General features: G+C 72.6%; 15 protein-coding genes and 3 pseudogenes. 9 read left to right on the top strand and 9 right to left on the bottom strand.

Annotated features, from left to right (window positions below):
- Positions 1 to 328 precede the first annotated feature (328 nt).
- The gene (locus ACZ573_RS04990) at positions 329 to 889 is read left to right on the top strand and encodes a HEAT repeat domain-containing protein (protein ID WP_471299140.1); all 561 of its coding nucleotides are present in this window, start codon (positions 329 to 331) and stop codon (positions 887 to 889) included.
- Between the two features lie 89 nt (positions 890 to 978).
- On the opposite strand, the gene ACZ573_RS04995 is transcribed toward ACZ573_RS04990, so the two are convergent.
- The 3 genes from ACZ573_RS04995 to ACZ573_RS05005 form a co-directional block, all read right to left on the bottom strand.
- Positions 979 to 2,421 carry an acyltransferase family protein gene (locus ACZ573_RS04995; RefSeq protein ID WP_471299143.1) on the bottom strand — a complete coding sequence of 481 codons (1,443 nt, stop codon included), beginning with the start codon at positions 2,419 to 2,421 and terminating at the stop codon, positions 979 to 981.
- A gap of 108 nt (positions 2,422 to 2,529) precedes the next feature.
- Complete coding sequence (locus ACZ573_RS05000) at positions 2,530 to 4,116, bottom strand: alpha/beta hydrolase (protein WP_471299146.1); 1,587 nt, start codon at positions 4,114 to 4,116, stop codon at positions 2,530 to 2,532.
- Between the two features lie 112 nt (positions 4,117 to 4,228).
- Positions 4,229 to 5,260, bottom strand: a complete 1,032-nt coding sequence (locus ACZ573_RS05005) for an Rv2578c family radical SAM protein (RefSeq protein WP_471299149.1) — start codon at positions 5,258 to 5,260, stop codon at positions 4,229 to 4,231.
- Between the two features lie 257 nt (positions 5,261 to 5,517).
- On the opposite strand from ACZ573_RS05005, the gene ACZ573_RS05010 reads away from it, so the two are divergent.
- The 5 genes from ACZ573_RS05010 (at position 5,518) to ACZ573_RS05030 (ending at position 12,178) form a co-directional block, all read left to right on the top strand.
- Positions 5,518 to 5,961, top strand: a complete 444-nt coding sequence (locus ACZ573_RS05010; protein WP_033220130.1) for an SRPBCC family protein — start codon at positions 5,518 to 5,520, stop codon at positions 5,959 to 5,961.
- A gap of 278 nt (positions 5,962 to 6,239) precedes the next feature.
- Positions 6,240 to 7,073 (top strand): M55 family metallopeptidase, encoded by an 834-nt coding sequence (locus ACZ573_RS05015; protein WP_189740868.1) that lies wholly within the window; start codon positions 6,240 to 6,242, stop codon positions 7,071 to 7,073.
- 1 nt (position 7,074) lies between these two features.
- Positions 7,075 to 8,511, top strand: a complete 1,437-nt coding sequence (locus ACZ573_RS05020; RefSeq protein WP_471299152.1) for a M20/M25/M40 family metallo-hydrolase — start codon at positions 7,075 to 7,077, stop codon at positions 8,509 to 8,511.
- A gap of 13 nt (positions 8,512 to 8,524) precedes the next feature.
- Positions 8,525 to 10,543 (top strand): S9 family peptidase, encoded by a 2,019-nt coding sequence (locus tag ACZ573_RS05025; protein ID WP_471299155.1) that lies wholly within the window; start codon positions 8,525 to 8,527, stop codon positions 10,541 to 10,543.
- Between the two features lie 309 nt (positions 10,544 to 10,852).
- Positions 10,853 to 12,178 (top strand): hypothetical protein, encoded by a 1,326-nt coding sequence (locus tag ACZ573_RS05030; RefSeq protein WP_471299158.1) that lies wholly within the window; start codon positions 10,853 to 10,855, stop codon positions 12,176 to 12,178.
- A gap of 547 nt (positions 12,179 to 12,725) precedes the next feature.
- Here the strand turns inward: ACZ573_RS05030 and ACZ573_RS05035 are convergent.
- From ACZ573_RS05035 to ACZ573_RS05045, 3 genes and pseudogenes are all read right to left on the bottom strand, one after another.
- Positions 12,726 to 12,824, bottom strand: a pseudogene (locus ACZ573_RS05035) (recombinase family protein); the annotation flags it as partial.
- 153 nt (positions 12,825 to 12,977) lie between these two features.
- The gene (locus tag ACZ573_RS05040) at positions 12,978 to 13,697 is read right to left on the bottom strand and encodes a response regulator (RefSeq protein WP_471299161.1); all 720 of its coding nucleotides are present in this window, start codon (positions 13,695 to 13,697) and stop codon (positions 12,978 to 12,980) included.
- Positions 13,694 to 14,530 (bottom strand): sensor histidine kinase, encoded by an 837-nt coding sequence (locus tag ACZ573_RS05045; RefSeq protein ID WP_471299164.1) that lies wholly within the window; start codon positions 14,528 to 14,530, stop codon positions 13,694 to 13,696. The genes ACZ573_RS05040 and ACZ573_RS05045 overlap by 4 nt, the downstream gene beginning before the upstream one ends.
- A 137-nt stretch (positions 14,531 to 14,667) precedes the next feature.
- On the opposite strand from ACZ573_RS05045, the gene ACZ573_RS05050 reads away from it, so the two are divergent.
- From ACZ573_RS05050 to ACZ573_RS05060, 3 genes and pseudogenes are all read left to right on the top strand, one after another.
- Complete coding sequence (locus ACZ573_RS05050; protein WP_471299166.1) at positions 14,668 to 15,378, top strand: ABC transporter ATP-binding protein; 711 nt, start codon at positions 14,668 to 14,670, stop codon at positions 15,376 to 15,378.
- Positions 15,375 to 17,684: an FtsX-like permease family protein gene (locus tag ACZ573_RS05055; protein WP_471299169.1), complete on the top strand. Its 2,310-nt coding sequence runs from the start codon at positions 15,375 to 15,377 to the stop codon at positions 17,682 to 17,684. Before ACZ573_RS05050 ends, ACZ573_RS05055 begins: the two co-directional genes overlap by 4 nt.
- Before the next feature lie 61 nt (positions 17,685 to 17,745).
- A pseudogene (locus ACZ573_RS05060) lies at positions 17,746 to 18,036 on the top strand (ATP-grasp peptide maturase system methyltransferase); the annotation flags it as partial.
- On the opposite strand, the pseudogene ACZ573_RS05065 reads toward ACZ573_RS05060, so the two are convergent.
- The 3 genes and pseudogenes from ACZ573_RS05065 to ACZ573_RS05075 form a co-directional block, all read right to left on the bottom strand.
- Positions 18,016 to 18,228: pseudogene (locus tag ACZ573_RS05065) on the bottom strand (Tn3 family transposase); the annotation flags it as partial. The pseudogenes ACZ573_RS05060 and ACZ573_RS05065 sit on opposite strands and share 21 nt — an antisense overlap.
- Positions 18,228 to 18,767, bottom strand: a complete 540-nt coding sequence (locus ACZ573_RS05070) for a hypothetical protein (protein WP_471299172.1) — start codon at positions 18,765 to 18,767, stop codon at positions 18,228 to 18,230. The gene ACZ573_RS05070 and the pseudogene ACZ573_RS05065, both read right to left, overlap by 1 nt.
- Positions 18,768 to 18,777: 10 nt before the next feature.
- Positions 18,778 to 19,515, bottom strand: coding sequence for a hypothetical protein (locus ACZ573_RS05075; RefSeq protein WP_471299174.1), 738 nt, complete (start codon positions 19,513 to 19,515; stop codon positions 18,778 to 18,780).
- Positions 19,516 to 19,562 lie beyond the last annotated feature (47 nt).

Raw genomic sequence — 19,562 nt, forward strand, 5'->3', positions numbered from 1 at the left:
TACGGAAGAGCCGTGCGGTGAAGGACCCGGGGTGAGCGGGCCCGAGGAGAGGAGCCCGCGGGGAGCGAGTCCCCGGGGCGGAAACGGCGGAACCCTGTCCCGGGGTCACACCGTGGAGAAATGAACCGACCGGCACGAGGCGGCTGCGTCACCAGGCCGCCCTCGTACGTGTTGCAACGACAGTAACCCGCCGGTAACTGGTCCGCCAGAGCTGGGAGATGTGACCTGTACCGCCGAAATGTACCGATCATCGATCATCGATCAACCGGCTGTCGCTGATGTCCGGAAACCCGGCGCGGCGACCGCTGTGTCCCCCTAGGGTGGCCGGGTGAACGACGTGCTGGAGCGCCTGCGGGCGGAAGCGGGACCGTCACCCGAGTACCAAGTGCTGCTCGCGGCCGCCCCCGACGCCCTGGCCGCTTCCCTCACTTCGGCCGGACTGCCCCTGTGGGCCCGCGAACTGGCCGCGTACCGGCTGGGCCTCGCCGGGGACCGCCGCGCCTTCGAATCCCTCGTCCTGCTCCTCAACCACCGGGAGCCGGCGCGCTGCGCCGCCGCCGCGGAGGCGCTGGCCGTCCTGGACGACCCGCGCACCGCCCGCGCGGCGGCGGCCCTCGCCACCAACGGCCTGCGCACGGCCTACGCCCTGCAGCCCGTGCGGCTGCTCACCGCCCTGCGCGCCCCCGAGTCCGTACCGGCCCTGATGGCCACCCTGTCGCGGCTGCTGTCCCCGCACGAGCCGTACTGGCGGGTGGCCCTGGCCTGCGTCGAGGGGCTCGGCACCCTCGGCGACCCCCGTGCCCGCGAACTGCTCGTCCGCGCCCAGTCCCACCCCCGCCTCGCGGTCGCGGCGACGGCGGCCCTGAACAAGCTGCGCAGGCCGTGCTGAGGCGACCGGCGGCATGAGCCGTCCACAGCACCAGGGGGTGTCCGGCCTGATCGGCAAGACACCCCCTGGAGTCACGACTGCCCGCCTCCTCAGCCGGAGACCGAAGCCCTCTCGTCCGACGCCCGGACGGCCGCCTGACCGTCCGACCCGGCCTCCGGCCCCTGGTGCGGGACCGCGGCGGGCGCGGCGGGCGCGGCGGGCGCGACCGCGGCGGCGCCCGGCCGACGGCGCTGCGCCGCCCGCTGGACCCGTCGGCCCAGGCGCTGCGCGGGCAGCTCGACCAGGCGGTACATCAGCCAGCTCGCGACCATCAGCGTGCTGAGGAAGATCCCCGTCCAGGCGATCTTTCCGAGCGGGGACTCCGGCAGCGGCGGGACCCCCAGCGGCTTGGCGATCGTGTGCAGCAGCGGGATGTGCAGCAGGTACATCGAGAAGCTGACCGCACCGAGCCAGGTCATCTGCTTCGGGAAGCGCCGCCCCCGCAGCAGGAAGAAGATGCCGAACAGGACCCAGGCCGCGAGGTACGACAGTGACCAGGCCTTCCAGCCGGAGGTCCAGGTGTGGTCCTGGATCCCGTTCCGGTTGTAGAGCCATCCGACGAGCACGCCCGCGACGAGTACGAAGCCGCAGGCGAGCAGCGCCGGAACCCGGCGGATCGTGCCGTGCTGCGCCCGGTACACGACGGTGCCGGCGAACATGGTCGCGAAGATCATCAAGGTCTCGAACGCGACGGCCCGGCCGTTGAGGATGGCCAGCACCAGGCCGATCGTGCCGAGCAGCAGTGCCCCCGCCGAGGTCGCCCTGCGGTTGCCGCCGAGCACGCACCAGAAGCCCACGAGGATGAGCGGCGTGACGATCATCAGGAGCTGGCGGACCGTGACGAACTCCCGCAGCAGCAGCGCGGGGGCGAGGGCGGTGCCGATCACCAGCGCGGCACCGGCGAAGACGATGGCGATCGGCGCGCTGTGCCGGTGCAGATTCCGGGTGAACAGGGCCGTGACGAGGAAGTAGAAGACCATCTCGAAGCAGAGCGTCCAGGTGACGTTCATGCCGTTGACGACACCGAGCATGTCCTGGAGCATCAGGCCGTTCGCGACGAGCGAGGCGAGGTCGTCGTTGGTGCGCAGCAGCGCGATCGAGCCGTTCTCGGGCGGGAGCATCAGGATCGAGACGATGAAGGCGACGATGACGGCCGGGTAGATGCGGAAGAGCCGGCCGATCCAGAAGCCGCGGACGTCGCCCCGGCGCTCCAGGGAGGCCGGGATGATGTAACCGCTGACGATGAAGAAGAGCATGACCCCGAAGAGGCCCAGGTCGAAGTTCCGCCAGACCATCCCGCCGAAGGGGAGCAGCCGCAGAATCTCGAAGTGCTGCATGACCACGACCAGGGCGGCGATGCCGCGCAGCGCGTCCAGCCAGCCGAGTCGGGCGCCGGCGGCGGAAGCGGCGGCGGGGGTCGAGGTGCCGGCGGTCGAGGGGCCCGGGGCCGCTGTGGCCGCACGTCGGGCGAAGGGGGGTATCAGCTTCTTCACCGCTGGACCTTAGCCCATGTCCGCCCGTCCCGTCCGCGTTCACACGGGCGTTGGGGACGGGACGGACGGAATCAGGTCAAAAGGGCATAAAAGGCTGCGATTCGAGGCCTACCCCCGGAAGCCGAGCAGGCCGTGCAGGGCCGCGCCGCCCGCGGAGGCGGGCACGGCGCGGGTCGCCGTGGTCGGCTTCGGGGCCGCCTGGGCGGGACAGGTGGCGTCCGCGGCCCTGCCCGTCGTCAGATAGGCCGAGACCTTCTCGTCCAGGCACTTGTTGCCGCTCAGGGCGATGCCGTGGTTGCCGCCGCCCTCCTCCACCACCAGGGCCGAACCGGACAGCTTCTCCCGCATGCTGAGCGCCCCCTCGAAGGGGGTCGCCGCGTCGTCCGTCGCCTGGAGCAGGAGGGCGGGCGGGAGATCCGCGTTGGTCACGTCCGGCGCCTGCAGCGGTTCCGTCGGCCAGAAAGCACAGGGGGCGTTGTACCAGGCGTTGTTCCAGGTCATGAACGGCGCCTTGGTGTGGGTGCGCCACATGTCCGCGCGCCACTGGTTCCAGTCCTTCGGCCAGGCCGAGTCCCGGCACTGGACCGCCGTGTAGACGCTGTAGCCGTTGCCCGCGGAGGGCTCCACCGCGCCGAACCGCTCGTAGGCGGCCACCAGCGGCTTCGGGTCCTTGGCCACCGCGTACGCGGCGAAGGCCTCGGCCAGGTGCGGCCAGTAGCCGTTGTAGTACCCGCCCGGCATGAAGGTGTCCTCCAGCTCCGCCGGGCCCACCTTGCCTCCCGCCGGACTCTCGCGCAGCGCGTCGCGCATCGCGTACCAGGCCTCCTCGACCGAGGCCGGGTCGGTGCCGAGCTTGTAGGTGGCGTCGTACCGGGCCACCCAGGCGAGGAAGGCCTTGTGGCGGGCGTCGAAGGCGAGGTCCTGGGCGAGGTTGTCCTCGTACCAGACCCCGCCCGGGTCGACCACGGAGTCCAGGACGAGCCGGTGCACGCGGCCCGGGTGGAGCTTGGCGTACACCGCCCCCAGGTAGGTCCCGTACGAGTAGCCGAAGTAGCTGATCCGCTCCGCGCCCAGGGCGCCCCGCAGCGCCTCGATGTCCCGGGCGGCCGAGACGGTGTCGATGTACGGCAGCACGTCCGCGTGCTTGGCCCCGCAGGACTCGGCGAAGGAGCGCACCCGGTCCAGGTTGGCCTGCTCGGTGGCCTCGTCCATGGGGACGGAGTCCGGCCGGGCGGGCTTGAAGTGCCCGGCCGCGCAGTCCAGGGCGGGCTCGCTCTTGCCGACGCCCCGGGGGTCGAAGCCGATCACGTCGTACTGGGCGGCCACCTCCTTGGGCAGGGCGGAGGCGATGTAACCGGCCAGGCTGCGGCCGCTGCCGCCCGGCCCGCCGGGGTTGACCAGCAGCGGACCCTGGGAGGTGGGGCCGGTGTGGGGGACCCGGGTCAGGGCGAGGGTGATCTGCCGGCCGTCCGGCCGTGCGTGGTCGAGGGGCACCTTGAGGGACGCGCACTGCAGCGTGGGGTACCGCGGAGTGGAGCAGCCGCTCCAGCGCAGCGCGGCCCGCGCCGGGGCGGCGGGATCGGCCGGGGCGGCGGGCGCGGCCGTGACCGGGCTCGCGAGGGCGGCGGCGACGGTGGCGGCAACGGTGGAGATCGACAGCAGGACAGCGGCGCGCTTCTTCAAGGGGTGGAGCATGGGGCCTCCCAGCCGAGGGTTCTGGGCGGAATCGTCCCGGAAACCACGCCTGGAAGGCGGGATTGGGCCGCCGATTGGCCCGATGTGATGACCGTTCAGGCGGCGCCTGCCGTCACAGGAGGCTGAGCTGCGTGGCTTCGGCGGGCGCGGAGCCGTCCGGACGCTCAGGTGCGACGATCTTGCGGACCTCGCCCCGGCGGGCCGGGCCGATGCCGAATTCGGCCGCCAGTTCGTGGACTTGGCGGGTGATCCGGCGCTGGTACCAGGTGGGCGCGTACGACCCGCCCGCGTACATCCGCTCGTACCGGGGGACCAGGTGGGAGTGGTGGGCGGCCAGCCAGGCCATGAACCACTCGCGCGCCCCGGGCCGCAGATGGAGTACCAGGGGTGTCACGGAGGTCGCGCCGGCCCCGGCCACGGCCCGTACGGTCGCCCGCAGCTGCTCCGGCGAGTCCCCGAGGAAGGGGATCACCGGGGCCATCAGCACCCCGCACTCGATCCCGGCGTCGGTGAGCGTCCGTACGGCGCCCAGCCGGGCGGCGGGGGAGGGGGTGCCGGGCTCGACGGTCCGCCAGAGCCCGGTGTCGGTGAAGCCGACCGAGACCGAGATGCCGACCTCGGTGACCTCGGCGGCCTCCCGGAGCAGGGGGAGGTCGCGCAGGATGAGCGTGCCCTTGGTGAGGATCGAGAAGGGGTTGGCACGGTCGCGCAGGGCCTCGATGATCCCGGGCATGAGCCGGTAGCGGCCCTCGGCGCGCTGGTAGCAGTCGACGTTGGTGCCCATGGCGATGTGCGCGCCGGTCCAGCGGGGCGAGGTGAGCTCGCGGCGCAGCAGGTCGGGGGCGTTGGTCTTGACGACGATCTGCGAGTCGAAGCCGATGCCGGTGTCGAGGTCGAGGTAGCTGTGCGTCTTGCGGGCGAAGCAGTACACGCAGGCGTGGCTGCAACCCCTGTAGGGGTTCACGGTCCATTCGAACGGCATGCGCGAGGCGCCGGGCACCCGGTTGACGATCGACCGGGCGCGTACCTCGTGGAAGGTGATCCCCCGGAACTCGGGGGCGTCGATGGTCCGGGTCACGACGGCGTCGGCCCCGAAGAGCGCGGCCGGCCCCGCGGACCCCTCGGTCAGGTTCTCCCAGCGCATGATGCGCCTCCCTCGGTAGCTCGGGGCCCGAGAATAGAACAAATGTTCCCATGATCGTGCGGACCGGATTTCCTTCGATCGCGCCGGGGCCGCGAGGCCGGGCCCCGGCCACCGTCACGACCAGGTGGCTGGAGGAGCTGCCCGGGGACACCCTCCCGGTCCGCCTCCGCTGCCACGTCCGATCCGGATTTGGGTCACCGCCCCGAAGGTGGTTGGCTTCGCCGTGACGAGCGATCACAACTGCTGGAGGAACAGCTATGGCGCAGGTCGAGGCCACCACGGAGCGGATCATCGCGGCTGACGCGGAGACCGTGTTCGACGCGCTGGCGGACTACACCGGGACCCGCAAGAAGCTGCTGCCCGAGCACTTCAGCGAGTACGAGGTGCGCGAGGGCGGCGACGGCGAGGGCACCCTGGTGCACTGGAAGCTCCAGGCCACCAGCAAGCGCGTGCGCGACTGCCTGCTGGAGGTCAGCGAGCCCACCGACGGCGAGCTGGTGGAGAAGGACCGCAACTCCTCCATGGTCACCACCTGGCGGGTCACCCCGGCCGGTGAGGGCAAGTCCAAGGCCGTGGTCACCACCGTCTGGAACGGCGCCGGCGGCATCGGCGGCTTCTTCGAGCGGACCTTCGCGCCCAAGGGCCTCGGCCGGATCTACGACTCCGTGCTGGAGAACCTGGCCACCGAAGTGGAGCGCTGAGCAACGGCGTTGACGGTGAGGCCGGGACAGCGGCCTCACCGGATCGGGTGAACCGGGCGCGTCCGCGGGCCGCAGCTCCCGGGCCGAAGGGCCTCAGCCCCCGGGCCGACGGGCCGGCGGCCGGGGCCGAGGCGTCGGGTGCCGACGGGCCGCGTGCCGAGGGGCCGCGTGCCGAGGGTCACCCACCGCGCGCCGCGCCGGAGCGTGAGCCCCACGGCCACCGGGGGCCCCGGCGGCTAGGGTGGCCCCCTGAGCGCAACCGACCGCCCGGGGGCCCGATGAAGATCCTCATCTCCGCCGACATGGAAGGCGCCACCGGCGTCACCTGGCCCGCGGACGTGCTGCCCGGAACCCCGCAGTGGGAACGCTGCCGCGCGATGTTCACCTCCGACGTCAACGCCGCCGTACTCGGTTTCTACGACGGCGGAGCCGACCAGGTCCTCATCAACGAGGCGCACTGGACCATGCGCAACCTGCTCCTGGAGAAGCTCGACGCCCGCGCCGAAATGATCACCGGCCGCCACAAGACCCTCTCCATGGTCGAGGGCGTCCAGCACGGCGACGTCGACGGGATCGCCTTCGTCGGCTACCACACCGGAGCCGGCTCCGAGGGGGTCCTCGCCCACACCTACCTCGCCAACTCCATCACCGGAGTCTGGGTCAACGGGACGCGCGCCAGCGAGGGGCTGCTCAACGCACACGTCGTCGCCGAGTACGGGGTCCCCGTCATCCTGGTCACCGGTGACGACCTCACCTGCGTCGACGCCGCCGGATACGCCCCCGGAGCCGCGACCGTCGCCGTCAAGGACCACGTCTCGCGCTACGCCGCCGTGTGCCGCACCCCGGCCCGTACCGCCGCCGACATCCGGGCCGCGGCCAAGGAGGCCACCGCCCTGGCCGTGCGCCACGATCCGGTCCGCGGCGGCCCCTTCACCGTGGAGCTGGAGTTCGACGCCGCGCACCTGGCCATGTCCGCGACGGTGGTCCCCGGCGTGGAACGGTCCGGGGAGCGCAAGGTCGCGTACACCAGCGAAACCATGTACGAGGGGATCCGGGCCTTCAAAGCGGTCACGACGGTCGTCTCGGCGGCCGTGGAGGAGCAGTATGGCTGACATGTGCGCAATCAACGCCGAGATCCCCGCGGGCGCGGGCGCCGGCGCCGTCGACACCGCGGACCCGGTGGACACCGCGGGCGGGGCGGGCACGGCGAGCGTGGTGGGCGTGGTGGACGTGGTCGACGAGGTGGCTCTCGGCGAGGCTGTCGAGTTCACCTCCGGCCTCATCCGGATCGACACCACCAACCGGGGCGGCGGCGACTGCCGCGAACGCCCCGCCGCCGAGTACGTCGCCGAGCGGCTCGCCGCCGCCGGCCTGGAGCCGCTCCTGCTGGAGCGCACCCCCGGCCGCACCAACGTGGTCGCCCGGATCGAGGGCACCGACCCCTCCGCCGAGGCCCTCCTCGTCCACGGCCACCTCGACGTGGTCCCGGCCGAGGCCGCCGACTGGAGCGTGGACCCCTTCTCCGGCGAGGTGCGGGACGGCGTGGTCTGGGGGCGCGGCGCCGTCGACATGAAGAACATGGACGCGATGGTGCTGGCCGTCGTACGGGCCTGGGCGCGCGCCGGAGTCAAGCCGCGCCGGGACATCGTGCTCGCTTACACCGCCGACGAGGAGGACAGCGCCGTCGACGGCTCCGGCTTCCTCGCCGCCCGCCACCCGCACCTCTTCGAAGGCTGCACCGAGGGCGTCAGCGAGTCCGGGGCCTTCACCGTGCACGGCGGCCCCGGCGGCCGCGCCCTCTACCCGATCGCGGCGGGGGAGCGGGGCACCGCCTGGCTGAAGCTGACCGCGCACGGCACCGCCGGCCACGGCTCCAAGCCCAACAGGGCCAACGCCGTCAGCCGGCTCGCCGCCGCCGTCGCGCGGATCGGCGAGTACGAATGGCCGGTCCGGCTCACCGACACCGTCACCGCCTGCATCACCGAACTCGCCTCCCTGCAGGGCCTGTCGGTGGACCCCCGGCGGCCGGGCCTCGACGTCGACGAGCTCCTGGGCGCACTCGGACCGGCCGGCGCCCTGGTCCGCGCCACCGTGCGCAACAGCGCCAACCCGACCATGCTCAGCGCCGGTTACAAGCTCAACGTCATCCCCGAGCACGCCACCGCCTACGTCGACGGCCGGACCGTGCCCGGCGGCGAGGCCGAGTTCGCCGCCACCCTCGACGCCCTCACCGGCCCCGACGTGCGGTGGGAGTTCCACCACCGGGAGGTCGCCCTCCAGGCCCCTGTGGACGGCCGGACGTTCGGGATCCTGCGCGAGTCCGTCGAGCGGTTCGACCCGGCCGGACACGTGGTCCCCTTCTGCATGGCGGGCGGCACCGACGCCAAGCAGTTCTCCCGCCTCGGCATCACCGGCTACGGCTTCTCCCCGCTGAAGCTGCCGCCCGGCTTCGACTACTGGGCCCTCTTCCACGGAGTGGACGAGCGGGTGCCCGTCGAAGCCCTGCACTTCGGCGTCCGCGTCCTCGACCGCGCACTGCGGACCCTGTGAGCGGGGCCCGGTGATGACGGCGGCGACCCGGCCCTACGGCAGCTGGCCCTCACCCATCGACGCGGGCCTCGCCGCCTCCCTCGACGGGCGGCCCGAGTACCTCGGCACGGTCGGACCCGAGGTGTGGTGGACCGAACCCCGGCCCGAGGAAGCCGGCCGCCGCACCCTGGTGCGCCGCCGCCTCGCCGACGGCGAGCCCGATATCACCGAACTGCCCGCCCCGTGGAACGTGCGCAGCCGCGTCACCGAGTACGGAGGCCTGCCCTGGGCCGGGATGGAACGGCCCGCCGGCGGACCCCTACTGGTCTTCGTCCACTTCGCCGACCAGCGGCTGTACGCGTACGAGCCCGACGCCCCCGGAGGCCCCGAGCCGCGGCCCCTGACCCCGGTCTCCCGGACCGGCGGCGGGCTGCGCTGGGCCGACCCGGTGCTGCGCGGCGGCGAAGTGTGGTGCGTGCTGGAGGAGTTCACCGGACCCGCGCCGACCGATGTGCGCCGGGTACTGGCCGCCGTACCGCTGGACGGCTCGGCGGCCGGGAACCGCGGCGCGGTGCGGGAGCTGACGCACGACCGGTACCGGTTCACCACCGGGCCCCGGCTCTCCCCGGACGGCCGGCGGGCCGCCTGGCTCGCGTGGGACCACCCGCAGATGCCGTGGGACGGTACCGAGCTGAGGGTGGCCGAGGTCACCGGGGACGGGGAGCTCGCCCACGCCCGGACCGTGCTCGGGGGCCCCGACGAGGCCGTCGCCCAGGTCGAGTGGACGGCCGAGGGGACCCTCCTCGCGGTCAGCGACCGCGGCGGCTGGTGGAACCCGTACAGCGTCGACCCGCGGACCGGCTGGGCGATCAACCTCTGCCCGCGGGAGGAGGAGTTCGGCGGCCCGCTGTGGAAGCCGGGGCTGCGCTGGCTCGCACCGCTCCCCGGAGACACCCCGCACCCGGCGGGCCCGGGGGCCGGGCTCGTCGCCGTCCTGCACGGGCAGGGCTCCCCCGTGCTCGGCGTCCTCGACCCGGAGAGCGGCGACCTGGTGGACGCCGCCGGGCCGTGGACCGCCTGGCAGCCGACCCTCGCCGTGCACGGCACCCGGGTCTACGGGGTCGCCGCCAGCCCGCGCAGCGCGTACGAGGTGGTCGAGCTGGACACCGCCACCGGGCACGCCCGTGCGGTCGGCGGACAGCGCCCGGACCCCGTGGACCCGGCCTACTACCCGGAGCCGCAGAGCCGCACCTTCCTCGGCCCCGACAACCGCCGCATCCACGCGCACGTCTACCCGCCGCACCACCCGGCCTGCCGGGCCGCCGCCGACGAACTGCCCCCGTACGTGATCTGGGCGCACGGCGGACCCACCGACCATGTGCCGCCCGTACTCGACCTGCACATCGCCTACTTCACCTCGCGCGGCATCGGCGTGGCCGAGGTGAACTACGGCGGGTCCACCGGCTACGGCCGCGCCTACCGGGAGCGGCTGCGCGAGCAGTGGGGCGTGGTGGACGTGGAGGACTGCGCGGCGGTCGCCCGCGCGCTGGCCGCCGAGGGCACCGCCGACCCCGCCCGGCTCGCGATCCGGGGCGGCAGCGCGGGCGGCTGGACGGCGGCGGCCTCGCTGGCGGCCACCGACCTGTACGCGTGCGCCGCGATCATCTACCCGGTGCTGGACCTGCTGGGGTTCGCCGGGGAGACCCACGACCTGGAATCCCGCTACGTCGAGAGCCTGGCCGGGCCGCCGCAGACCCTGGCCGTACTCAACCGCGAGCGTTCCCCGGTGGCCCGTGCCGAGGGGATCACGGCGCCGTTCGTCCTCCTCCAGGGACTGGAGGACCCGGTCTGCCCGCCGGCCCAGGCGGAGCGGCTGCTCGACGCCCTGCGGGGCCGGCCGGTACCGCACGCGTACGTGACCTTCGAGGGCGAGGGCCACGGCTTCCGGCGGGCCGACACCATGATCCGCGCGCTGGAGGCCGAACTGTCGCTGTACGCGCAGGTCTTCGGCATCGAACGCACCGACGTGCCGCAGCTGGACCTGGCCCCCTAGGCGACCGGGGGTCGACGGGACACCTGATGCTACGGCGGGAAACGGGGCGCGCCGTCTCCGCCGTAGCATGGGGCCCGGTGGTCACCGGGAAGTGGCGGGGGGCGCGTGGTCAGCCGGGACGTGCGGGTCATGAGGGCAGTGGTCAGGGCGGCGGGCATGGGATCCGGCCCTGCGGCGGATGCGGGAATCGCCCGCTCCTCGCCGTGCGCCGCGGACCTGGCCACTCTCGCTCGCGCTGCCGCGGGGGTTCGCCCGGCTGGCCGCGAACGCCCTGCTGATGTGGTCGACTTGGCAGCGGTGCTGGCTCGTGTGCCGGACCTTCAGCGGGCGTTGGACGTCGTCCGCCTGCTTCACGGACCCGCTGAGCAAGCGCCGGCGTGGCTCGCCGTCGTACGCGAAACCGCCGCCGGCGGCGATCACACCGCCGCCCTGGTGCTGGTCGAAGCGATGGAGCATAGGCCTTCGCGGGCCGAGGCGGCAGGGATGCTCGCGCAGGTCCGCGCCCGGAACGGCGAGCACGAACAGGCCCGGGCTCTTGCGGAAACGATTCCTTACCCGCATGCCCGTCTGCTCGCCTGGGCCATGCTGGCGCAGGCCGCGGCCGATTCCGGCGATCACCCGTGGACGCTCGAATTCCTCGACCGGGCAGAGCAGGTCGAGACGGGGCACGACGAGTGGACAGCGCCCGCCATACCCGTCCTGATCCGCGCGGCCGCAGCCGTCGGCGATCGCGACAGGACCCTCGCATGGATCGAGCGGCTCGAAGGGGTGGCACGGCGTGAGAGCGCCGCCCGGACAGCGCTCCGGGCGGGGCGGGACGAGTCCCGGTCGAAGACGAGTCCGCTGAGCGACACCCCGACGCTGCAGCCCCTGCTCCGGACAGTGGCCGGTGTCGGAGAACACGAGCGGGCAGAGGCCTTGTTGAAGTCGGTGCGCGACAAGGCCCACCGGGCCGTGGCGACGGCGGCGGCTGCGCGGGCATGTGCGCAGTACGGCGACCGCGTCCGTGCCCTGCGTCTGGCACGCTCCATCGAGGACCCCGGTCACCGGGCCGGAGCCCTGGCGGCGGTCGCGGATGCCGCCGCTCGTGCGGGCGACGTAGACATGATCAACACGGTGGGCGAGCTGGTCACGGACGGCGAGCAACTGGTGGATGCCGCAGCTGTCCTCGCGGTGGGCGAGGCGTGGGCCCGAGTGGGTGCGGCCGACCGGGCCGAGGCCTGGACCCGGTCGATCCGCACGCCCGCGCTGCGCCACGAAGCGCGGGCGGTCGTGGCCGAGGGGTTGGCGGGGGCAGGCGACCTCGAGCGGGCAGAGGCCCTCGCCCGTACGCTCGGCGATCCGGAACTCTGTGCGGAGGTGCTGGCCGAAGTCGTTTCCGCCCTGGCCCTGGCGGGATCGACGGGCCAGGCCGAGGCGGTGGCCTACTCGATCCACCGGTCCACCTGGCGGGCACGGGCCCTGGCCGTCGTGGCAGTCCACGCTCAGGACCCCGATGCGCGCCGACTGGTCGTACCGGCACTGGAGCGGGGTGACTGGCCCTCGGTCATCGAGGTCCTGGCCCGGGTGGAGCCGGCCGCGGTGGCCGCCATCGCCGACGAGTCACTGCTCCGGGCCGCCGACCGCCGGAGATGAGGACAGCGGCGCCGCCCACGCCGGCTGCCGAGGCGTCGTACAGGGAGACGAGGAGACGACAGGTGGTGCAGGACTTCGACGGGACCGCCCGCGTGGCGCAGACGGCTCGCGCGCGAGTGGGTTTCGACGGCAGAGCCGTCACCGCACGTCTGCGCCCCGCACCCGGCCTGCCGTGGCGATCCACCACGTACGGCCTCCAGCGGGTGCTGGGCGCGAATCTGGTCTGGCTGGGAGGTGAGGGGGAAAGGCGTCGGTTCGATCTCCACCTCTCCAAGGCGCCGACCCTCGGGATCTCCGTGGCTGTCGGCCGCAACCCCCACCAGGAGGCCAGCCGGAGTACGGCAGAAATAGGCAACAGGCATGACGGCGGTCAGTTCTCTTCTTGATCCGCCTTGGCGCCTGCGCTGAGCAGGTCGGCCAGGCCCTGGAGATGGGCGGCCGGGCCGAGGTCGGTGAATGTGGAGTCGTCGGGCAGCGGCGGCAGCTGTGCGGGGATGGGGGCCTGTTCGAACCGGACGTCGCGCTCCGCGAGCGAGTCGGCGATCTCCTACAGGTGGCGGATGGAGCGGCCGAGCCGGTCGAGTTTGGTGATGGTGAACTCGTCGCCCTTGCGGGGCCCCTTGAGCGCGGTGCGGAGCTCGGGCCGGTTGGAACGTGATTTCGACGGCGCGTCGCCTAGTGTTGATCATGTTCCGTAGACGACCGTTTCCGAACAGGGCACCGAGCCGAGCCGTTGTCACCTCATGTGACACCAAACTGCATGCTCTGGCTGATTTGTACTTGATCTCCACATTGCGGGCTATCGGCAGGGATCGGTGGTGTCAGCGGACTCGCCCGGTGAGACGAGTCCTGTCTCGTAGGCGAGGACGACGGCCTGGGCCCGGTCGCGCAGGGTCAGTTTGGCGAAGATCCGGGCGACGTGGGTCTTCACCGTCGCCTCACTGAGCGTCAGTTTTTGCGCCAGTTCGGTATTCGAAAGACCCCGGCCCATAAGCGTCAGCACCTCGCGCTCGCGCGGCGTCAGTACGGCCAGGTCTCGGTGGACGGCCGGGGTTGCGAGGCGCGAAACGGTTCTGGGGGCGTTGGAGGCGAAGCGCTCCACCAGGCGGCGGGTAATGGAGGGTGCGAGTAGGGCGTCACCGGTGTTGACCAGGCGTACGGCGGCGGCCAGATGCGCGGGGGTGACGTCCTTGAGCAGGAATCCGCTGGCTCCGGCGGCGAGGGCGGCGTAGACGTAGTGGTCGAGGTCGAAGGTGGTCAGCATGATCACCCGGCAGTCCGGGGACTGCGCGAGTATGCTGCGGGCGGCTTCCAGGCCGTCCATGGTGGGCATACGGATGTCCATCAGGACGACGTCAGGCTGCAGCCTCCGCACGGCGGCCACGGCCTCGGCCCCGTCACCGGCTTCGCCCACCACGTCGACGCCGCGGGCGGTCAGGATCAGGCGGAAGCCGGTGCGGACCAGCTCCTGGTCGTCGGCGATCACGACGCGCGGGGCGCGCTCGGTGTGCGTCGTCATGGCCGGTCCAGCGGGATCCGGGCGCGGACGCGGTAGCCGCCGCCGAGGCGACGGCGGGCATCCAGGTCGCCGCCGTAGACGGCGACCCGCTCCCGCAGGCCGAGCAGCCCGCGTCCTGTTCCGTCCGCCCTGCGCGGGGCCAGCTCCTTCCGCGCGGGCCGGCTGCCCGACAGAACGCTCGGTCCGCTGTTCAGCACCTCGACCCGCAGGTAGTGGTCCGCGTATCGCACCGTCACCTCGGCTTTCGCTCCATCCCCGTGTTTGAGGGCATTGGTCAGAGCCTCCTGAATGATCCGATAGGCGGTGACGTCGACCCCGGTCGGCAGCGGGCGCGGCTCGCCCGAGATGCGCATCTCGACGGGCAGGCCGGCAAAGGCGATCCGGTCGACCAGCGGGCCGAGCCGGCTCAGGCTCGGCTGCGGTGACAGGTCGATGTCGTAGGGCTCGTCGTCGCCGTTCTGCGCGGGTGCGAGCAGGCCGAGCAGGTGCCGCAGCTCGGTCATCGTGTTCCGGCCCGCGGTCTCGACGGCGCTCATCGCCGCCGCCGCCTCCTCGGGCATCGTGGCCAGCACCTCGCGAGCGGCCCCGGCCTGGACCACCATGAGGCTCACGTTGTGGCTGACGATGTCGTGGAGCTCGGCGGCGATCCTGGCCCGCTCGGCGTCGACCGCCGCCCGCGTCGCGCTCTCGCGCTCCCGCTCCAGCAGCCAGCCGCGCTCCTCGATGGCCGCCCGGTGCCGCCGCCGCGCCCGCACCGCCACCACGCCCAGCCACCCGGCGGCGCCAACTGCCGCCAGCAGGGCGATGACCAGCCAGATCGTCCAGGATTCCACCAGATCATCTTCGCAGGTGCACGACGCGCCCCGCATCGGCCGCCGGATGCAGCTCTGTACATCCCCGGGATGACCTGCCCGGACGGATACATCCGGGGGGTGACGCCCCGTCATCGGCCCCGGCCTAAGTTCGAGCCATGACAACTGATCACGACAGTGCCCGGCAAGTGGTGGTGCGGCTGGACGGCGTGCACAAGGAGTACGGCGACGCGAAGGCCCTGGACGGCCTTTCGCTGGAGATCCGGGCGGGCGACGCGGTCGCCGTGATGGGCCCCTCCGGCTGCGGGAAGTCCACCTTGCTCAACATGGTGGCCGGCCTGGACCGGCCGACCTCGGGCACGGTCGAGGTGCAGGGCCACGACCTCGGGAAGCTGAACGAGACCGGCTTGGCGCTGTTCCGGCGGCGGAACGTCGGCATGATCTTCCAGTTCTTCAACCTCATCGACGATCTGCCCGTCCTGGACAATGTGGCGCTGGCCGCGCAGCTGACCGGCACCCCGGCCCGGCAGGCGCGCCGCCGTGCCCTGGAGCTCCTGGACGAACTCGGTGTCGCCGAGCGCCGGAACAACTATCCGGCGACGCTCAGCGGCGGCGAGCGTCAACGCGTCGCCGTAGCACGGGCATTGATGAACCGCCCGGCCCTGCTCCTTGCCGACGAGCCGACCGGCGCCCTCGACAGCCGGTCGGGCGAGCAGGTGATGGACCTGCTGATCGACCTCAACCAGATCGGCCAGACCCTGTTGATCGTCACCCACGACCCGCAGCTGGCCACCCGCTGCGCCAGCCGGCTCATCGAAGTCGCCGACGGCCGGGTCGCCCGCGAAAGCACGCTGGAGGCGACCGCGTGAGCGCCGTATGGAGAGCCTCGCGCGCGGCCGTGAAGCGCCGTCGGCTGCAGACCTTCGTCATCGGGCTCGTCGTGCTCTGCTCCACCACGACCGTCCTGCTCGCGCTGGGGCTGCTTGCCGCCGCCTCGGGCCCCTTCGAGAAGGCGTACGCCGAACAGCGCGGTGCCCATACGGTGGCGACTTTCGACACCACGAAGGTCTCGCAGGAGCAGCTGGCGCGGACCGCCCGGCAGCCTGGGGTGGAGGCCGCGGCCGGGCCCTTCGGGCAGGCCGTCGTCGACATCCCCAAGGACTGGCTCTGGATGCCGGGCGGCACCCTCACGGTGGTGGGCCGGGCCGATCCGGCGGGCCCCGTGGACCGGATCGAGCTGCTGGAAGGCCACTGGGCCACCGCGCCCGGCGAGATCGTCGTCAACTGGTCCGTCCAAGGCTCCCCCGGCCCGGAGCTGCTGGGCACCAAGCTGGAGACCCCCGGCGGAGCGACGCTGACCGTCGTCGGATTCGCCGCCAGCATGAGCAAGTCGGCGAGCGCCTGGGTCTCACCCGGGCAGATGGCCGCACTGCACCCGTCCTCCGCCCAGATGCTCTACCGCTTCACGGACTCCTCGACGGAGGCCCAGCTGAGCGCCGGGCTGGCCGGGGCCACCGCAGGGCTGCCCGAGGAATCGCTGACCGGCGCACAGACCTACCTCACCCTCAAGCAGGCCTTCTCCGCGCTGGCCGACTCCTACCTCCCGTTCATGACGCTCTTCGGCATCCTCGGCCTGCTCGTCTCCACCCTGATCGTCGGCAACGTGGTCAGCGGGGCGGTCGTCTCGGGGTACCGGCACATCGGGGTGCTCAAGTCCCTGGGGTTCACCCCGAACCAGGTCGTCGCCGTCTACCTGACGATGCTCTCCGTACCGGCGGTGGTGGGCTGCTTGCTGGGCACTCTGGCCGGCAACGCGCTGGCCCGGCCGATCCTGAAGGTCGCGTTCGCCGGCATCGACGTGGGCCGGGCCTCGGTCGGCGACATCAGCCCGTGGGTGTCCGTGGCCTGCCTCGTGGGCATGCCCGCCCTCGTCCTGCTGGCCGCGCTGGTCCCCGCCCTGCGAGCCCACCGGCTACCCGCCGCGCAGGCGATCAGCGCGGGCGGCGCGCCGCGGGCCGGGCGCGGGCTGCGCGTCCAACGGGTGCTCGGCGCCACCCGGCTGCCGCGCCCGGTCAGTCTGGGCCTGGGCCAGCCGTTCGCCCGCCCCAGCCGCACCCTGCTGACCATGGCGGCCATCGTCCTCGGGGTCACCACGGTGACCCTGTCGACCGGACTGACCAGCACCATGATGGCGTACGGCGAGGTCGGGCGGGAGGACCGAGGCGCCAGGATCCACGTGACGACCGGGGGGTCCGGCAACGACCGGACCCCGCCCCGGCTCAGTGACCTGCAGATCGAGAAACGGCTGCGGTCCCTGCCGGGTGCGGAGGGGGTACGGGCCCGCGCGCTGTCCCAGGTGAACATGACCGGGCAGACCCAGCCCGTCTTCGCCGACTTCTACCGTGGCGACGATTCCTTGTACGAGCACACCATCGTCAAGGGCCGTGCGCCGGCCGCGGCGGGCGAGATCGTGGCCGGGCCGGCGTTCCTGACTCAGCGCGGGCTGAAGCTCGGTGACCGGGTCACCCTGGAGCTGAACGGCAGGAAGATCACCGCGACCGTCGTGGGTCAGCTCATAGAGGGCAACGCCCGGGCCCTGGAGGCCGCTTGGGACAGTTTCGCCCAACTCGCACCGGACGCCCACGCCACCGAGTACACGGTGCGGCTCGCCCCCGGCGCCGACGCGCGCGCCTACGCCGAGGCGGTCGCGGCGCTCGACCCGGGCCTGCACGCCTCGGTGATGGACTCCGGCAACGCCGGCACCGCCACCGTCATCACCTTCTCGACGGTGTTCACGGTGCTGCTGACGCTCGTCGCGTCGCTCGGTGTCTTCAACACCGTCCTGCTGAACACCCGCGAGCGGCGCCGGGACCTGGGCATGCTCAAGTCGATCGGGATGACCCCCCGGCAGGTGGTGGTGATGACGGTGACCTCGGTCGCCGGGCTGGGCGCGGTCGGCGCGCTGCTCGGCATCCCGCTCGGGATCGTGGCGCACCGCCTCGTCGTGGACCATGTCGGGGTGGTCGACTTCCCCGCGTATATGAAGGACGTGTGGCACGCGCCGCAGCTGGCCGCGATGCTCCTGGCGGGTGTAGCGATCGCAGTCCTCGGCGCCCTGGTCCCGGCCCGGTCGGCGGCCCGGATGACCATCGCCTCGGTGCTGCACACCGAGTAGATCCCCGTCAGCACCAGCCTCTGGAACCGGCCCAAGGCAGCCGACGGCGTCAGCCGTCGGCTGCTGGCTCTACGGTTACGCCCGTGTGCTGCTGACCGTCGCGGGCGACGGCACCGCCGAGGGCCAGCTGCTGGGCGGCGCGGTCTCCTTCATGTCCGCGCGGAACCACGCCGCCCCCGTCTGCGGCAACCCCGCCCACTGGGCCGCCGGCCTCCCGGAGAAGGGGCGGGCGGCCCGGCACAGCCCGGAGCGGATCAGCGCCGCGGCCGAGGAGGCATTCCACGTGCGGTTCCTCGTCCAGTCCGCGGTGTCGGACGCACAGATGACAGAAGTCACCGTGCACGATGTCGACGGTCACCTCGGACTCGTTCTTCAGCAGCCCCTCGAACAGATACACCGCCTCCCATACCCCGCACGGGATGAAGTGGCTGAACAGCGCGATGTAGGTATCGGAGACATGCCGTAGCGAGAGCCCGCCAAATCCCCCGTACCGGATGTGGGACTCGGCGAGGAGGTTGTTCTCCCAGGTGTCGTACTGGGAGCCTAGGGGGTGCGCAGGCTCCACCAGACGGAGCCGAGCAGCAGGACGCCGGGGGCGATGCCCGCGACGGCCGCGATGACGGCGAGGGAGGCCCCGCAGGCGGCCAGGACCAGACCGGCGGCGCCGCAGGCGGCCATCGTGGCCGCCAGCAGCCGGAGCGCCGGCATGCGCCAGACGACCGCAAGACCGGAGAAGTGCAGGCCGACGACCAGGGAGATCCAGGCCACCGTGGCCTGGGGGACGTGCAGCACGAGGTTGATGACGAGGACGCCGGCCAGCGCGGCGGCCACCTCGGCGGCCACCACGAGGACGTAGCCCCGCCCGAACATCCTCGGCGCCGTACCGGGGCGGGTGTCGCCGCCCACGCCGCCGGCCGGGGACGTACGTGCCCGCCGCAGTGCGATGAACAGCCAGATGAAGGAGGCGATCGCGAGGAGGCGCAGGGGAACGGCGGCGGCCGTGGGCAGGGCTCCGGCATTCGCCACGACGAAGACGAGTCCGAATAGGGCGCCGATGAGTCGGCTTGTCTGATGCGATGTCACGGCGTCAGTCTCACCCGAAGTTGATCACTGGGCCAAAAAGCCAGACCCGCAGCGGGCCGATGGGGGCGAAGCCGCACCGGATCGCCGCCTCCAGGTCCTCCCCGCGCTCGTAGCCGACCACGTCCAGCTCCGGCCACCGGGCGCAGACCGCACCGAGGACACCCGCCCAGGCGGCCCCGAACAGGTTGGACACGCCGACCACGCCCCCGCCGGTGCTCGCGACGGCCCCGGCGACGATCCTGCCGTCGGCGCGCCCGGCCAGGAAGACGATCCCCTCGCCGAGCAGGCCGGGCCGGAACAGCCCGTCGCCTTCGGCGCTTTCCCCGCCGCCGAAGGCGGCCTCCCAGGCCACCAGCTCCCCGGCACCCGAGACCTCGGACCACTCCAGCCCCGCCGCTTCCCCCTCGGCCTCGGGGAGCGGCGCCCCGGCGGGCCGATGGATCCACTGCGCCTCGAACAACACCTCGAAGCCCGCCCCGGTCAGGTCCAGGTCGGCGAAGCTGTCCTTCACGGAGCAGCCGGGGGAGGCGGTGTCGACGCCCCGGACCACGCTCCCGGCCGGCAGGGCCGGTTCCAGGGTCACGGCATCGGGATACATCGGCGGAGTCCGCCGTGTGCTGAACCACAGGCGCTCGCCGTCGTGGCCGGGCGTCAGCCCGTGCGCACGGCAAACCGCGTCACACCACGCTGCGTTGTTCACCGCGGCCCGGCGGAGGATCGTCGTCTTCGTCGTCTCGTCCGTGATCACGCGGTGATGGTGCCACCGTCCGGCGGCGGTGTCGATCGGGTTGTGCG

This window comes from Streptomyces sp. NPDC040545, assembly GCF_055595065.1.

Coding starts and splice junctions, on each gene's coding strand:
- ACZ573_RS05050 (WP_471299166.1), top strand. CDS start 14,668: ATGACAACTGATCACGACAGTGCCCGGCAAGTGGTGGTGCGGCTGGAC.
- ACZ573_RS05025 (WP_471299155.1), top strand. CDS start 8,525: ATGACGGCGGCGACCCGGCCCTACGGCAGCTGGCCCTCACCCATCGAC.
- ACZ573_RS05020 (WP_471299152.1), top strand. CDS start 7,075: ATGTGCGCAATCAACGCCGAGATCCCCGCGGGCGCGGGCGCCGGCGCC.
- ACZ573_RS05000 (WP_471299146.1), bottom strand. CDS start 4,116: ATGCTCCACCCCTTGAAGAAGCGCGCCGCTGTCCTGCTGTCGATCTCC.
- ACZ573_RS05015 (WP_189740868.1), top strand. CDS start 6,240: ATGAAGATCCTCATCTCCGCCGACATGGAAGGCGCCACCGGCGTCACC.
- ACZ573_RS05040 (WP_471299161.1), bottom strand. CDS start 13,697: ATGACGACGCACACCGAGCGCGCCCCGCGCGTCGTGATCGCCGACGAC.
- ACZ573_RS05010 (WP_033220130.1), top strand. CDS start 5,518: ATGGCGCAGGTCGAGGCCACCACGGAGCGGATCATCGCGGCTGACGCG.
- ACZ573_RS05005 (WP_471299149.1), bottom strand. CDS start 5,260: ATGCGCTGGGAGAACCTGACCGAGGGGTCCGCGGGGCCGGCCGCGCTC.